This is a genomic window from Pseudomonas sp. MT92 (assembly GCF_058792515.1).
In genome coordinates, this window is the sequence record NZ_JBXAFA010000013.1 from 35,611 (window position 1) to 49,229 (window position 13,619).

The 13,619-nt window shown below is 61.1% G+C and carries 11 protein-coding genes and 1 pseudogene; 5 read left to right on the top strand and 7 right to left on the bottom strand.

Annotation, left to right across the window (positions count from 1 at the left end; all coding sequences use genetic code 11):
- Window positions 1–47 precede the first annotated feature (47 nt).
- Window positions 48–2,882 (bottom strand): excinuclease ABC subunit UvrA, encoded by a 2,835-nt coding sequence (gene uvrA, locus AC1Q6D_RS22875; protein WP_047533932.1) that lies wholly within the window; start codon window positions 2,880–2,882, stop codon window positions 48–50.
- 191 nt (window positions 2,883–3,073) lie between these two features.
- Between uvrA and AC1Q6D_RS22880 the strand changes: the two genes are divergently transcribed.
- A complete protein-coding gene (locus tag AC1Q6D_RS22880; RefSeq protein WP_103403385.1) occupies window positions 3,074–4,471 on the top strand; it encodes an MFS transporter in 1,398 nt (465 codons plus the stop codon).
- A 9-nt stretch (window positions 4,472–4,480) separates the two neighbouring features.
- Window positions 4,481–4,996 carry a single-stranded DNA-binding protein gene (locus AC1Q6D_RS22885; protein ID WP_007970128.1) on the top strand — a complete coding sequence of 172 codons (516 nt, stop codon included), beginning with the start codon at window positions 4,481–4,483 and terminating at the stop codon, window positions 4,994–4,996.
- A 109-nt stretch (window positions 4,997–5,105) separates the two neighbouring features.
- On the opposite strand, the gene AC1Q6D_RS22890 is transcribed toward AC1Q6D_RS22885, so the two are convergent.
- A complete protein-coding gene (locus tag AC1Q6D_RS22890) occupies window positions 5,106–5,663 on the bottom strand; it encodes a cysteine hydrolase family protein (protein ID WP_103403386.1) in 558 nt (185 codons plus the stop codon).
- 102 nt (window positions 5,664–5,765) lie between these two features.
- Here AC1Q6D_RS22890 and AC1Q6D_RS22895 point away from each other — a divergent pair, with 102 nt between their 5' ends.
- The 3 genes from AC1Q6D_RS22895 (at window position 5,766) to AC1Q6D_RS22905 (ending at window position 8,812) form a co-directional block, all read left to right on the top strand.
- Window positions 5,766–6,758 carry a GlxA family transcriptional regulator gene (locus AC1Q6D_RS22895; protein WP_103403387.1) on the top strand — a complete coding sequence of 331 codons (993 nt, stop codon included), beginning with the start codon at window positions 5,766–5,768 and terminating at the stop codon, window positions 6,756–6,758.
- A gap of 196 nt (window positions 6,759–6,954) precedes the next feature.
- Entirely contained in the window at window positions 6,955–8,064 is a 1,110-nt protein-coding gene (locus tag AC1Q6D_RS22900) for a DUF3182 family protein (RefSeq protein ID WP_103403388.1), read from the top strand.
- On the top strand, window positions 8,054–8,812 hold the full coding sequence (locus AC1Q6D_RS22905) for an alpha/beta hydrolase family protein (protein ID WP_103403389.1): 759 nt from the start codon (window positions 8,054–8,056) through the stop codon (window positions 8,810–8,812). The genes AC1Q6D_RS22900 and AC1Q6D_RS22905 overlap by 11 nt, the downstream gene beginning before the upstream one ends.
- Before the next feature lie 28 nt (window positions 8,813–8,840).
- Here the strand turns inward: AC1Q6D_RS22905 and AC1Q6D_RS22910 are convergent, their stop codons facing one another.
- From AC1Q6D_RS22910 to AC1Q6D_RS22930, 5 genes and pseudogenes are all read right to left on the bottom strand, one after another.
- On the bottom strand, window positions 8,841–9,827 hold the full coding sequence (locus tag AC1Q6D_RS22910) for a lysylphosphatidylglycerol synthase domain-containing protein (RefSeq protein WP_103403390.1): 987 nt from the start codon (window positions 9,825–9,827) through the stop codon (window positions 8,841–8,843).
- Entirely contained in the window at window positions 9,824–11,107 is a 1,284-nt protein-coding gene (gene clsB, locus AC1Q6D_RS22915) for a cardiolipin synthase ClsB (protein ID WP_103403391.1), read from the bottom strand. The genes AC1Q6D_RS22910 and clsB overlap by 4 nt, the downstream gene beginning before the upstream one ends.
- The gene (locus AC1Q6D_RS22920) at window positions 11,104–11,901 is read right to left on the bottom strand and encodes an endonuclease/exonuclease/phosphatase family protein (RefSeq protein ID WP_103403392.1); all 798 of its coding nucleotides are present in this window, start codon (window positions 11,899–11,901) and stop codon (window positions 11,104–11,106) included. Before AC1Q6D_RS22920 ends, clsB begins: the two co-directional genes overlap by 4 nt.
- A gap of 20 nt (window positions 11,902–11,921) precedes the next feature.
- A pseudogene (locus tag AC1Q6D_RS22925) lies at window positions 11,922–12,113 on the bottom strand (DUF72 domain-containing protein); the annotation flags it as partial.
- A gap of 147 nt (window positions 12,114–12,260) precedes the next feature.
- Window positions 12,261–13,463: an MFS transporter gene (locus AC1Q6D_RS22930; protein ID WP_103403394.1), complete on the bottom strand. Its 1,203-nt coding sequence runs from the start codon at window positions 13,461–13,463 to the stop codon at window positions 12,261–12,263.
- Window positions 13,464–13,619: the final 156 nt, after the last annotated feature.

The window sequence follows — 13,619 nt, forward strand, 5'->3', positions numbered from 1 at the left end:
AGCCCCTGTCACTGATGAAGTGACAGGGGCTTTTTCTTTTTGCGGGCTCAGGCCCGATCGCGTTCCAGCAGCGGTTTCAGGTAGAAGCCGGTGTGAGACTGTTTCATCTCTGCAACTTCCTCCGGTGTACCGACGGCAATGATTTGGCCGCCCTTGGACCCGCCTTCAGGCCCCAGGTCCACCAACCAGTCAGCGGTCTTGATCACGTCCAGGTTGTGCTCGATCACTACGACCGTGTTGCCGTGGTCGCGCAGTCTATGCAACACGTCGAGCAGTTGCTGGATATCTGCGAAGTGCAGGCCCGTGGTCGGCTCGTCGAGGATGTACAGGGTCTTGCCCGTGTCGCGCTTGGACAGTTCGCGGGACAGTTTCACCCGCTGTGCTTCGCCACCGGACAGCGTGGTAGCCGATTGCCCCAGCTTGATGTAAGACAGGCCGACATCCATAAGCGTCTGCAGCTTGCGCGCCAGTGCCGGCACAGCGTCGAAGAACTCCCGCGCTTCCTCGATGGTCATCTCGAGGGTTTCGTGGATGCTCTTGCCCTTGTACTTGATCTCCAGGGTTTCGCGGTTGTAGCGCTTGCTCTTGCACACGTCACAAGGAACGTAGATGTCCGGCAGGAAGTGCATTTCCACCTTGATCAGGCCATCGCCCTGGCAGGCCTCGCAGCGTCCGCCCTTCACGTTGAAGGAGAAGCGCCCTGGCCCGTAACCACGGGAGCGGGACTCCGGCACGCCGGCGAACAGCTCGCGAATCGGCGTGAACAACCCGGTGTAGGTCGCCGGGTTGGAACGCGGCGTACGACCAATCGGGCTCTGGTCGATATCGACGACCTTGTCCAGGTGCTCCAGACCCTTGATGCTGTCGTGTGCGGCGGCTTCCAGTGTGGTCGCGCCATTGAGTGCCGTGGCGCTCAGGGGAAACAGCGTGTTGTTGATCAGGGTCGATTTGCCTGAGCCGGATACACCGGTCACACAGGTCAGCAGCCCGATCGGAATCTCGAGGTCGACGTTGCGCAAATTGTTGCCGCGAGCGCCCTTGAGCGATAGCGACAGCTTCTTGTTGCGCGGCGTGCGTTTGGCCGGCACCTCGATCTTCACCCGACCCGACAGGTACTTGCCCGTCAGCGAGTCTGGGTGAGCCATGACTTCGGCCGGCGTGCCTTCGGCAACGATATGCCCACCATGAACCCCGGCGCCCGGGCCGATATCCACCACATAGTCAGCCAGGCGAATCGCATCTTCGTCGTGCTCGACCACGATCACCGTATTACCGATGTCCCGCAGGTGCTTGAGGGTGCCGAGTAACCGGTCGTTGTCGCGTTGGTGCAAGCCAATCGACGGCTCGTCGAGGATGTACAGGACACCCACCAGGCCGGCACCGATCTGGCTGGCCAGGCGAATACGCTGGGCCTCACCACCGGACAAGGTGTCGGCGCTGCGATCCAGCGACAGGTAATCAAGACCGACGTTGACGAGGAACTGCAGACGCTCGCGGATTTCCTTGAGGATCTTGTCGGCGATTTCCCCACGACGTCCGGTGAGCTTGAGCTCGCCGAAGTAGTCGCAGGCATCGCCGATGGGCAGGTTGGTCACCGCCGGCAGGGTTTTCTCGCCGACCCATACATGCCGCGCCTCACGCCGCAGGCGGGTGCCGCGGCAGTCCGGGCAAGCCTGGGTGCTTAAGAACTTGGCCAGCTCTTCGCGCACTGAAGCCGATTCGGTTTCGCGGTACCGGCGTTCCAGGTTCGGCACGATGCCTTCGAACGGGTGCGAACGCTTGACGATGTCGCCACGGTCGTTCAGGTATTTGAAGTCGACGTTTTGCGAGCCGCTACCGTGCAGGATGAACTTCTGCTGGTCGCCAGGCAGTTCGTTGAACGGCACTTCGAGGCTGAACTTGTAGTGCGAGGCCAGAGAGCCGAGCATCTGGAAGTAATAGACGTTGCGTCGATCCCAGCCGCGAATCGCGCCTTCGGCCAGGGTCAACTCGCCATTGACCAGTCGCTTGATGTCGAAAAATTGCTTCACACCCAGGCCATCACACGTCGGGCAGGCGCCGGCCGGGTTGTTGAAGGAGAACAGCTTGGGTTCGAGCTCGCTGATGGCGTGGCCGCAAATCGGGCAGGCGAAGCGCGCGGAGAAGATCATCTCTTCACCCGGCTCATCGTCCATCGGTGCGACCAGAGCGATGCCGTCCGCCAGCTTCAGCGCAGTCTCGAAGGATTCGGCCAGGCGTTGCTGCAGGTCGGCGCGGACCTTGAAGCGGTCGACCACCACATCGATGGAATGTTTCTTTTGTTTGTCGAGCTTGGGCGCTTCGTCCAGCTCATACAGCTTGCCGTTGATCCGGGCACGCACGAAGCCCTGGGCGCGCAGCTCTTCGAACACCGAAAGGTGCTCGCCTTTGCGCTCGCGAATGACCGGGGCCAGCAGCATGAGCTTGCTACCCTCCGGTTGCGCCAGAACCAGGTCGACCATCTGGCTGACGGTCTGTGCCTCAAGCGGGATGTCGTGATCCGGACAGCGCGGAATGCCCACGCGCGCATAAAGCAGGCGCAGGTAGTCGTAGATTTCGGTGATGGTGCCGACCGTCGAGCGCGGGTTGTGCGAGGTCGACTTCTGTTCGATGGAGATGGCCGGCGAAAGGCCTTCGATGGTGTCGACATCGGGCTTTTCCATCATCGACAGGAACTGGCGGGCGTAGGCCGACAAAGATTCGACGTAGCGGCGCTGGCCTTCGGCGTAGAGCGTATCGAAAGCCAGGGATGACTTGCCGGAGCCGGACAGGCCGGTGATGACGATCAGCTTGTCCCTTGGCAGGGTCAGGTCGATGTTCTTCAGGTTGTGGGTTCGAGCCCCACGAATCAGGATCTTGTCCAAAGTGGCCTCGCTTGGCGGGCGTCGAAAACGTAAGAGTATACGGCCAAATACTGGATGGATGCACACTATCAAATGACGGGAGTATTGGCTTACATGAAGAGTCTGTCAGATGAGCGCGTCAAAGCGTCGCGATATACCCCGCCAATCGATGGGACTGGTAGAATCGCCGCCGGTTCACATGAGGTTTTTCCATGCACGATCCCCACAGCGAACGCATGAGTGGCAGCGAGACCCGCGCGGCGAGTGGTCTGGCCCTGGTGTTCGCCTTCCGTATGCTTGGCATGTTCATGGTGTTGCCGGTATTGGCGACCTATGGGATGGACCTGGCGGGAGCGACCCCGGCCCTTATCGGGCTGGCGATTGGCGCTTACGGCCTGACCCAGGCGATTTTCCAGATTCCTTTCGGTTTCATTTCCGACCGCATCGGCCGCCGCCCGGTCATTTATCTCGGTTTGATTATCTTTGCGCTGGGCAGTCTGCTGGCCGCCAACGCCGATTCGATCTGGGGCGTGATCGCCGGACGTATCCTCCAGGGGGCCGGAGCGATTTCCGCCGCAGTCATGGCATTGTTGTCAGATCTGACCCGCGAGCAGCATCGGACCAAGGCCATGGCCATGATCGGCATGACGATTGGCCTGTCGTTTGCCGTCGCCATGGTGGTCGGACCTTTGCTGACGCGCGCTTTCGGCCTGAGCGGATTGTTCCTCGCCACCGGTGGCATGGCACTGTTCGGCATTGTGATCGTGATGTTCATGGTGCCGCGTGCCACCGGGCCGTTGCAGCATCGTGAGTCCGGTGTCGCACGCCAGGCGCTGATTCCGACGCTCAAGCACCCGGACCTGCTGCGACTGGACCTGGGCATCTTTGTGTTGCACGCGATGTTGATGTCGAGTTTCGTTGCGTTGCCCTTGGCCCTGGTCGAAAAAGCCGGGCTGCCTAAAGAGCAGCACTGGTGGGTCTATCTGACCGCGCTGCTGATTTCCTTCTTCGCCATGATTCCGTTCATTATCTACGGCGAGAAAAAACGCAAAATGAAACGAGTTTTGTTGGGCGCGGTACTGACGCTGATGTTCACTGAGCTATTCTTCTGGCAGTTCGGCGACAGCTTGCGGGCTCTGGTGATCGGGACGGTGGTGTTCTTCACTGCGTTCAATCTGCTGGAAGCTTCGTTGCCGTCGCTGATCAGCAAGGTTTCACCGGCTGGCGGCAAGGGCACGGCCATGGGGGTGTATTCCACCAGCCAGTTCCTCGGTTCGGCACTGGGCGGCATTCTCGGCGGCTGGTTGTTCCAGCATGGCGGTTTGTCGGTTGTGTTCCTGGGATGCGCCGGTCTGGCTGCCCTCTGGCTGGCCTTTGCTGTTACCATGCGCGAACCTCCCTACGTCACGAGCCTGCGCTTGCCGTTGTCGCCCGAGGCGATCCGCGAAGCGGGTCTGGTTGAGCGCCTGAAGGCGGTCGTAGGGGTAACAGATGCAGTGATCGTCGCTGATGAAGCGGCCATTTACATCAAATTGGACACCGAACTATTGGATCGCACCACCCTTGAGCGCCTGGTGAACAGCCCGGCCGAGGCAGCGTGCGTAGCCTAGGAGAACGTAATGGCCCGTGGGGTTAACAAAGTCATATTGGTCGGCACTTGCGGCCAGGATCCTGAAGTTCGCTACTTGCCAAACGGTAACGCCGTGACCAACCTGAGTCTGGCGACCAGCGAGCAGTGGACTGACAAGCAAACCGGTCAGAAAGTCGAAAAGACCGAATGGCACCGTGTGTCGATGTTCGGCAAAGTTGCAGAGATCGCTGGCGAGTACCTGCGTAAAGGTTCGCAGGTGTACATCGAAGGCAAGCTGCAGACCCGCGAGTGGGAAAAAGACGGCATCAAGCGTTACACCACCGAAATCGTCGTCGACATGCAAGGCACCATGCAACTGCTGGGCGGCCGTCCACAGGGCGACCAGCAAGGCCAGGGCGGCGGTAACAACTACCAGCAATCCGCTCCGCGCCAGCAGGCTCCACGTCCTGCCCCGCAACAGCAGCCACAGCGTCCGGCACCGCAACAAGCCGCGCCGCAACCGGCACCGGATTTCGACAGCTTTGATGACGATATTCCGTTCTGACAAGCCGCTTCCCCCGCTCTAAATACAAAGGCCCGGCGCTTACAGCGTCGGGCCTTTTTTGTGGGCGTCGGATTGATCAATCCGTCACCAGGCGTGGCAAGCTCCGGTCCTAGCCCTGGCTGGCAGACAGGAACTCGTCAGTGGAAATCACCTTGGCGTAGGCAAAACCCAAGGCTGACATAAAGGCCGCATGCACCTGGGCCGCCGGAACGGTCAGGCCGTTGAACTCCAGATCACGGGAAGCACAGGCGTCGTGAATCACCGTGACGCTATAGCCGAGGTCGTTGGCGGCACGGGTGATACCGTCGATGCACATGTGGCTCATGCTGCCGACGACCACCAGTTCCTTGACGCCTTTTTCGTCGAGGATCGACTGCAGTTCAGTTTCGCGGAACGAGTTGACGAAGTGCTTGAGTACCACCGGCTCATCGGCACGGTTGAGAACGTTGGGGTGCAACTTCGCGCCTTCGGAGCCAGGGGTGAAAAACGGTGCTTCTTCGGACGTGAATTCGTGGCGGATATGCACCACTGAATCACCAGCGTCGCGGAAGGCTTTGAGCAGGCGGACCGCGTTGTCTGCCGCGGCATCGGCGCCGGCCAGCGGCCACTTGCCTTGGGGGAAGTAGTCGTTTTGGATATCGACTAGGATGAGCGCTTGCTTGGCCATGACTGTTTCCTTGAAGTGCGGGTTGGATGTGGAATCAAGTATTGGCCCAGGCACGCCATCCGGGGATTGGCCGCACCGACAATAGAAGGGGGAAAACTGACAATGGATGCACAAAGGGCAATCGCCGAACTGGGCGTGTTGATCTATCCCGGCGCGCAAATGGCGGCGGTGCATGGGTTGACGGACCTGTTCGGGGTGGCCAACCGGATCGCCGCCGAACATCAGGCGGCGCAGCTACCGTTGCTTCGGGTCAGTCATTGGCAAGTGGACGGCGAGCAGGCGCCAGCACGGGTGTACGACAGCCATCCCGGGGCGGACGGCGCCTTGGTGGCGGTATTGATTCCGCCGTCGATTGCCGGGTTCCGCGAAGGCCAGGCATCGCAGGCGTTGATTCGCTGGATGCGTCAGCAACATGCCAGCGGCGCAACCCTCGGTGGTATTTGCGTGGGCTCGATTCTGCTGGCCGAAAGCGGCCTGCTCGACGGCCGGAGTGCCACCACTCACTGGACCTCGGCCAAGGCATTCGCCGAACGTTACCCGGCAATCAAGCTCAAGGCCGATAGCCCCATCGTCGATGACGGCGACCTGATCACCACTGCCGGCTTGATGGCCTGGTCGGAGCTGGGTCTGCGCCTGGTGGATCGCTTGCTGGGGCCGAGCATCGCCACCGGTACCGCACGCTTTCTGGTGGTTGAACACAGTGACAGCGCCAGCGAGTGCGGCAGCAATTTCGCGCCGATTCTCAGTCATGGCGATGCATCGATTCTCAAGGTTCAACATTGGCTGCAAAGCACCGGGGCCACCGACGTGTCGTTGACGTCCATGGCCGAGCGGGCAGGATTGGAGGAGCGCACGTTCCTGCGCCGGTTCCGTGCCGCCACCGGGCTCAAGCCCACCGAGTACTGCCAGCACTTGCGGGTCGGCAAGGCGCGGGAAATGCTCGAATTCACCAACAGCACCATCGACCACATTGCCTGGACCGTGGGGTATCAGGACCCAGGCGCCTTTCGTTCGACCTTCAAGAAAATCACCGGGCTGGCGCCAAGTGATTACCGGACCCGGTTTGGCGTGATGCCGAGTGTTGTTACCCGCTAAAAGCCGTGGGAAGAGGAAGGTTTGAGTCGTGCAAAATGCCGGAATGTTAAAGGTCGTCGTGCAGAATAAAGCAGGCCAGATGCCACTAATCTCCGTGTAACCGGCTGATTTTAAACGTATTTATTTTCAGTCGCGATTGGCCTGATCTCTGCACCCCCATAGCTACATTCATCAAGTGCCGATTGAAGGGGGACGCATGACCCCAACAAGCCGCAAGAAAACAGTGGTCGCCCATTCGGTGCGTTCCGACGCGCCATTGCACGAAGTCGAAACCAATCGCGCGCTGGCCCGCTGGCTGGCGCACATCCTCGGGCTCAAGTACGGCGGCAATTACGACCCTGCGCAGCATCACGGCCTTGAACATTACCTGCTCCCGACCCAGACGCTGGTGGGTGCTGCCACCGCCCGGCAACTGGGCGTCAAGGGGGCGGAGGATTTGTGGGGCGGTTACGTCGAGCATGACTTCATCTGCACCAAGGCCATCAGTCACGGTTTGTGCAACCAACTAGCCCGAGCTCCCCATGGCTGGTCGCCGTTGTTTTCCCAACGGGTACGCCCTGTGGTGCTGGATGGCCTCAGCGTATTTTCCTTCGACGATGCGCGGCCGGCGGCGGAGCACCTGCTTTGCACCGGCCCGATCCGCCTCAAGCCGATTCATGCGTGCGCCGGGCGGGGCCAGGAAGTCATCAAGAGCCTCGACCAGTTCGATGAAATCCTTGCCCGGCCCGAGGCCAAAACGCTGTTCACTGAAGGCGTGGTGCTGGAGCAGGACCTGGACCAGGTGATTACCCACAGCGTGGGTCAGAGTTTCATCGGCGACAAGGTACTGAGTTACTGCGGTGATCAATATTTGACCAAGGACGCCCACGGCGAAGAGGTCTATGGTGGTTCCAACCTGTTGGTGGTGCAGGGGGGCTACGACGAATTGCTGAAGCTGGACCTGCCCGATGATGTGCGGCTGGCCATCCAGCAGGCTCAAGTGTTCGACAGCGCCGCGGACGAAGCCTACCCCGGTTTCTATGCATCACGGCGCAACTACGACATCGCTCAAGGCAGGGCCAGCGACGGCAAGCCACGCAGCGGCGTGCTCGAACAATCCTGGCGCATGGGCGGTGCCAGCAGTGCCGAAATGGCGGCCTTGCAGAGCTTCGTCAACGACCCAGGGATGCGTGCGATCCGTGTGTCTTCGGTGGAAACCTACATCGAACAGCCATTACCGGCGCACGCCATCGAGGTGTATCGCGGACCGGCGCAAGACAGTGATTTTCTCCTCAAGTACGTAACGGTCAAATCCTATGACGGCTAGAAGCGAAAGCATTCAAATCGACATCGACGACGAACAGATGAGCGGGACGTTTCTCAGTCCCAAATCGAAAGTCCCCGGCGTGTTATTCGTGCACGGTTGGGGCGGTAGTCAGGAGCGCGACCTGGAACGGGCGAAAGGCATCGCCGGCCTGGGTTGTGTGTGCCTGACTTTCGACCTGCGCGGGCATACCGGCGGCACCGGTATTCCGTTGTCCCGGGTGACCCGTGAAGACAACCTGCGCGACCTGCTGGCGGCCTACGATCGCCTGCTCGCGCACCCGGCGCTCGATACCTCGGCGATTGCCGTGGTGGGCACCAGTTATGGCGGTTACCTGGCTGCGATCCTGACGTCGTTGCGCCCCGTGCGCTGGCTGGCGCTGCGGGTGCCGGCGCTGTACCGCGACGATCAATGGCACACGCCCAAGCGCGATCTGGACAAACTCGATCTGCGCGATTATCGCAGCACCCTGGTGCGCGCCGAGGGCAACCGGGCGCTGCATGCCTGTTCGCAATTTACCGGGGATGTGCTGCTGGTGCAGTCCGAGACCGATGACTACGTGCCCCACGCAACCATCATGAGTTATCGCGCGGCCTGTCAGCAGACCCACTCGCTGACGCACCGCATCATCGACGGTGCCGACCATGCCCTGAGTGATCCGGTTTCACAGCAGGCCTACACCTCGATCCTCGTGGACTGGATCACGGAAATGGTGGTGGGCGAGCGGCTGAGCATCATTCAGTCCAGGTGATAGTGGGCGTCTGGTCAAATAGCTCGGATCACTCGGGCTTTTTCGAGATTCGCAGCGCCTTGGCCTTGGCCTCGACCACCAGATACATGACCAATGTGATCAACAACGGCAGCAGGAAGTAGATCGCCCGATAAGCCAGCAGCCCCGCCACCAGGCTACCCCGTGACACCTCATGTTGCAGCAGCGCCACGAACACGGCCTCCAGTACACCGAGGCCGGCCGGGATGTGGGTGATTACCCCGGCGATGGCGCTGATCAGTAGCACGCCAAGCACCAGCGGATAGTCCAGTTTGCTCGGCAGCAGGGTGAAAATCACCGCCGCCATCAACGACCAGTTCAAGGCCCCGAGGGCCAGTTGCAGGATGGCCATGCGCAGTGACGGCAAGTTGATTTCCACACCGCGAATGACCCATTCCCGGCGGGTGGAGTACCGGCACGCGGCCAGATAGCCCGCACTTGCCAGCAGCAGCAACACGCCCACCCCTTGCACCGCGCCGCTGCTGAGTGTCCAGCCGGTCGGCATGCGTACCAGACCGCTGCTGAACACCGCGCCTGCAATCACCATGTAGCCAAACCAATTGGTGGCCAGGCTCAGGCCGAGGATTTTCGCAATGTTGGCTTTGCTGACACCGAGTCGTGAGTACAGCCGATAACGCATGGCAATACCGCCGACCCAGGCACTCAGGTTGAGGTTGAAGGCGTAACTGATGATCCCGACGGGTAGGATCTGTTTCCACGTGAGGTCCTGGCGGATGTAAGTGCGGCCGATCAGGTCGAAGCAGGCATACACAAGGAAACTCGTGAGGGTCAGCCCGGACGCGATGATCAGCGTGCGCACCTTGAAGTCGGCCAGGGTATCGAACACCTCGTTCCATTCGATGCGCTGGGCGAACATCGTCAACAGCACGATCAGCGCCAGAAAAAACAGCAGCGTCAGCGGTCGCTTCCAGTGGCTCCAGCGCGACTTGGCCGGGTGCTCGGCGTTACGCATCGCGGGTGCTTCAGTGCGGCTCATGATGGCTCGCTCCCGGTTGGTGCGCGGAAGGTCTTGAGACGGGGTTTATGCGCCGGCAACCAACCGGCCCAGGCCGGGAAATGCCGCAGGAAGTGGAAGACCAGAAAACCCACGGTCATGTGCCAGATGCGGCCGCGCGGGGCATTGTCGACCGACATGACCTGGCAATGGTTGTCGCTGAGATCTTCGAGGCGCTCGAACAGTTGCCGGTTGAACCCTCGGTCGCGGATCAACACATTGGCCTCCAGGTTCATCGACAGGCTCAACGGGTCGAGGTTGCTGGAGCCGACCGTGCTCCAGTCTTCGTCCACCAGCGCGACTTTGCCGTGCAGCGGGCGGTCGCAATATTCGTAAATCCTCACACCGGACTTGAGCAGGTAGTCGTAGGTCATGCGCGCCGCGAGCTTGGCCACCAGCATGTCCGGTTGCCCCTGCAGAATCAGCCGCACCTCGACACCCCGGCGGGCTGCATTGCGAATATCGCGCAGCAGTCGATAGCCGGGAAAGAAGTAAGCATTGGCGATCACCACGCGCCGTTGTGCGGTACGCAGTACCTGGCGGTAAACCTCCTCGATGTCGGTCCGATGCTCGCCGTTGTCGCGATACACCAGGCGCACTTGTCCATCGTGCTCGCTGAACGCCAACTCCGAACGGCGTTGTCGACGTCGCTGCCACCAGTACCTGGCGCGCACCGGGCGACCGCATTGCAGCAGGGCAAAGTGATGGATGTCGGTCACCGCCGGACCTTGTACTTCCACCGAGTAATCCTGCTTGGCCTCCGGGCCGAAGTCGGCCAAATGGTCGGCGGAAAAATTGATCCCGCCGAGGAACGCGAAGGTCCCGTCGACGACCACGATCTTGCGGTGCAGGCGCCGAAACCAGTTGGTGCGGATGCCCAGGTATTTGGGTGCCGGGTCGAACATTTGCAGATGCACACCGGCGTCACTGAGGGCGGCGAGGTAACCGCTGCTCAGTTCTCCGCAACCAAAACCATCGAAGCTGGCGGTGACGCGCACGCCGCGCCGGGCCGCGTCGATCAGTACCGCCTGCAGTTCTGCGCCGACCTTGTCCTCGAAGACGATGAAGGTTTCCAGGAGGATTTCACTTTTGGCCTGACGCATGGCCTCGAACACCCGGGGGAAATAGGCTTCGCCGTTTTCCAGCAACTCGACCCGGTTGTTGCCGTGCCAACGGTAATCGACGTCGACCGGCGCCGGTTCGCTGACCGGGGGCGTGGGAATGTGGTCCATGGCGGTTTTTTCCATCGGCGAAGGGCTCATAGCTCGATCTCCACCGATAGCGGTGCGTGGTCGGAAAGGTGTGACCAGGGGCGGTTTGTCAGCACCTGCGGGCGACTGGCCTTCAGATTGCGTACGTAGATGCGGTCCAGGCGCAGCGCCGGCCATCGCGCGGGAAAGCTGCGCGCCGGTTGGCCCTGGTGTTCGGCGAAGACTTCGCGCAAGCCGCAAGGCTTGAGCAGGGCATCGGCGCGCTGGCGCCAGTCGTTGAAATCACCGGCGATGATTACTGGTGCGTCACCGGGCAGTTCTTCCAGGCGACGGGCCAACAGCTTGAGTTGTTCAGTGCGGTGGCTTTCACGCAGGCCCAGGTGAACGCATATGGCATGCACCTCCGGGCCTTCGCCGGGCAAGCGCAACACGCAATGCAGGACGCCGCGATTCTCGTGGCCACTGATCGATACGTCGAGATTGTCATGGCGCACGATCTGGAATTTCGACAGCAGCGCATTACCGTGATCGCCCGCCGGGTAGACCGCGTTGCGCCCATAGGCGAACTGCGGCCAAAGGCTGTCGGCGAGGAATTCGTATTGCGGCATCGCCGGCCAATTGTCATAGCGCTTGGGGTGGTGTTCGTGGGTGCCGTGGACTTCCTGCAAAAACACCACATCGGCAGACACACTGCGCACCGCTTCGCGCAATTGCGGCAAGATGAAACGCCGGTTCAACGCGGTGAAGCCTTTATGGGTATTGACCGTCAGTACCGTGAAGCGATGCACCAGGGGCTCGATGGTTGCTTGCTCGTCGGTGACGCCAACCGGCTTGGGAATGCTCATGGCAGCACTCCTTCGGCAGGCGGCGTGTCGACGTACCACTCGGCGTAGCGCTCTGGCCGTTGCAGGGCGTAAAAAGATTCATTGAGTTCGATGCTATTGACGGCCCGCGAGGCGAATTGCAATTCGCGCTTGCGGGCCAGGCCCTTCGGGTAGAAATCCCCTCGCCAAGGTGTGTAGCGCCAACCTGAAATACCGATATGAATCGCCGCCATGTCGCCTCCGGTCCGTGTGCCCCTGTTTTTTGATGACTGCGGGGCAGTGGCGAAAGTTTCGACGGGACTACGGGTGGCAGGTATTGCGTGACCTATGCCAGGGCACTGCCCCTTGTGGGAGCCAGCAGGCTGGCTCCTACAGGGGGATCAGTGGCCGACGACGATACGGGTTGAACCTTCGGCGTACGCAGGGCCGAGGCGATCGAGACGGCCGCTCCACGCGGTCAGCGCCAGTGCCACCAACACCACCAGGCCGCCAATCCACGCTGTATGAATCAGCCCCATATGCGCGACGATCAGGCCACCACCCCAGGCGCCACCGGCGATGCCAAGGTTGAACGCGGCAATGTTCAGGCCCGAAGCCACGTCCACCGCATGTGGCGTGTGATGTTCGGCCTGGCGCACCACGTACACCTGCAACCCCGGCACATTACCAAACGCCACGGCCCCCCAGACCAGCACGGTAGCCAGCGCCAGCCATGGATTGCCGGCCGTGAAGGTCAGCACGAACAGCACGGCGGCGAGCAGGCTGAAGATGATTTTCAGGGCGCTGATCGGGCCGCGTTTGTCCGCCAGTTTGCCGCCCCAGATGTTGCCCACGGCCACCGAGATGCCGTAGACCAGCAGCACCAGGCTGACGGTACTGGCGCTGAAGCCGGAAATGTCCTGGAGGATTGGTGCCAGGAAGGTGAACGCAATGAACGAACCGCCGTAACCAACCGCCGTCATGGCGTACACCAGCAGCAACCGTGGCTGCTTGAGCACCTGCAATTGCTGCAGCAGCGACGCGGGTTTGCTGTGGGCGATGTTTTTCGGCACGTACAGCAGGCTGCCGATGAACGCGATGACACCCAGTGCGGACACGGCCAGAAAGGTTTCACGCCAGCCGAAATGCTGGCCGATGAAGGTGCCCAACGGCACGCCAGTGACCAGCGCCACAGTCAGTCCGGTGAACATGATGGCGATCGCGCTGGCGGCTTTGTCCTTGGACACAAGGCTGGTCGCGATGGTCGAACCAATCGAAAAGAACACCCCGTGGGCCAGGCCGGTGACGATCCGCGCAATGATCAGCGATTCGTAGCTCGGGGCCTTCCAGGCCAGCAGGTTGCCGAGGGTGAACAGCACCATCAGCGACAACAGCAGCATCTTGCGTGGGACTTTGCCGGTGAGGGCAGTCAACACGGGGGCGCCGACCGCGACGCCCAGCGCATACAGGCTGACCAGAAGGCCGGCGGACGGCAGGCTGACACCCAGGTCGGCGCCGATGGTGGGTAACAGGCCAACGATGACGAATTCGGTCGTCCCGATGGCGAATGCGCTGAGGGTCAGCGCGAGCAAGGCAATGGGCATGGCTGCAACTCCGGTGGGTTGATTCGATGGAGCGCAGTGTCGAGGTTTGGGGTGTGCGGAAAAATACAGGAATGAGCATTTGATATTTGCGTGCAGATCAAATATTGCCGCGACAATCGAAAACCTGCGGCGAGGGCGCTTGCACCGGGCGGCATT

Excerpts from the sequence above, each read along its gene's own strand:
- AC1Q6D_RS22890 (WP_103403386.1), bottom strand. The coding sequence starts at position 5,663 with ATGGCCAAGCAAGCGCTCATCCTAGTCGATATCCAAAACGACTACTTC.
- AC1Q6D_RS22885 (WP_007970128.1), top strand. The coding sequence starts at position 4,481 with ATGGCCCGTGGGGTTAACAAAGTCATATTGGTCGGCACTTGCGGCCAG.
- AC1Q6D_RS22900 (WP_103403388.1), top strand. The coding sequence starts at position 6,955 with ATGACCCCAACAAGCCGCAAGAAAACAGTGGTCGCCCATTCGGTGCGT.
- AC1Q6D_RS22920 (WP_103403392.1), bottom strand. The coding sequence starts at position 11,901 with ATGAGCATTCCCAAGCCGGTTGGCGTCACCGACGAGCAAGCAACCATC.
- AC1Q6D_RS22930 (WP_103403394.1), bottom strand. The coding sequence starts at position 13,463 with ATGCCCATTGCCTTGCTCGCGCTGACCCTCAGCGCATTCGCCATCGGG.
- clsB (WP_103403391.1), bottom strand. The coding sequence starts at position 11,107 with ATGAGCCCTTCGCCGATGGAAAAAACCGCCATGGACCACATTCCCACG.
- AC1Q6D_RS22895 (WP_103403387.1), top strand. The coding sequence starts at position 5,766 with ATGGATGCACAAAGGGCAATCGCCGAACTGGGCGTGTTGATCTATCCC.
- AC1Q6D_RS22880 (WP_103403385.1), top strand. The coding sequence starts at position 3,074 with ATGCACGATCCCCACAGCGAACGCATGAGTGGCAGCGAGACCCGCGCG.
- AC1Q6D_RS22910 (WP_103403390.1), bottom strand. The coding sequence starts at position 9,827 with ATGAGCCGCACTGAAGCACCCGCGATGCGTAACGCCGAGCACCCGGCC.
- AC1Q6D_RS22905 (WP_103403389.1), top strand. The coding sequence starts at position 8,054 with ATGACGGCTAGAAGCGAAAGCATTCAAATCGACATCGACGACGAACAG.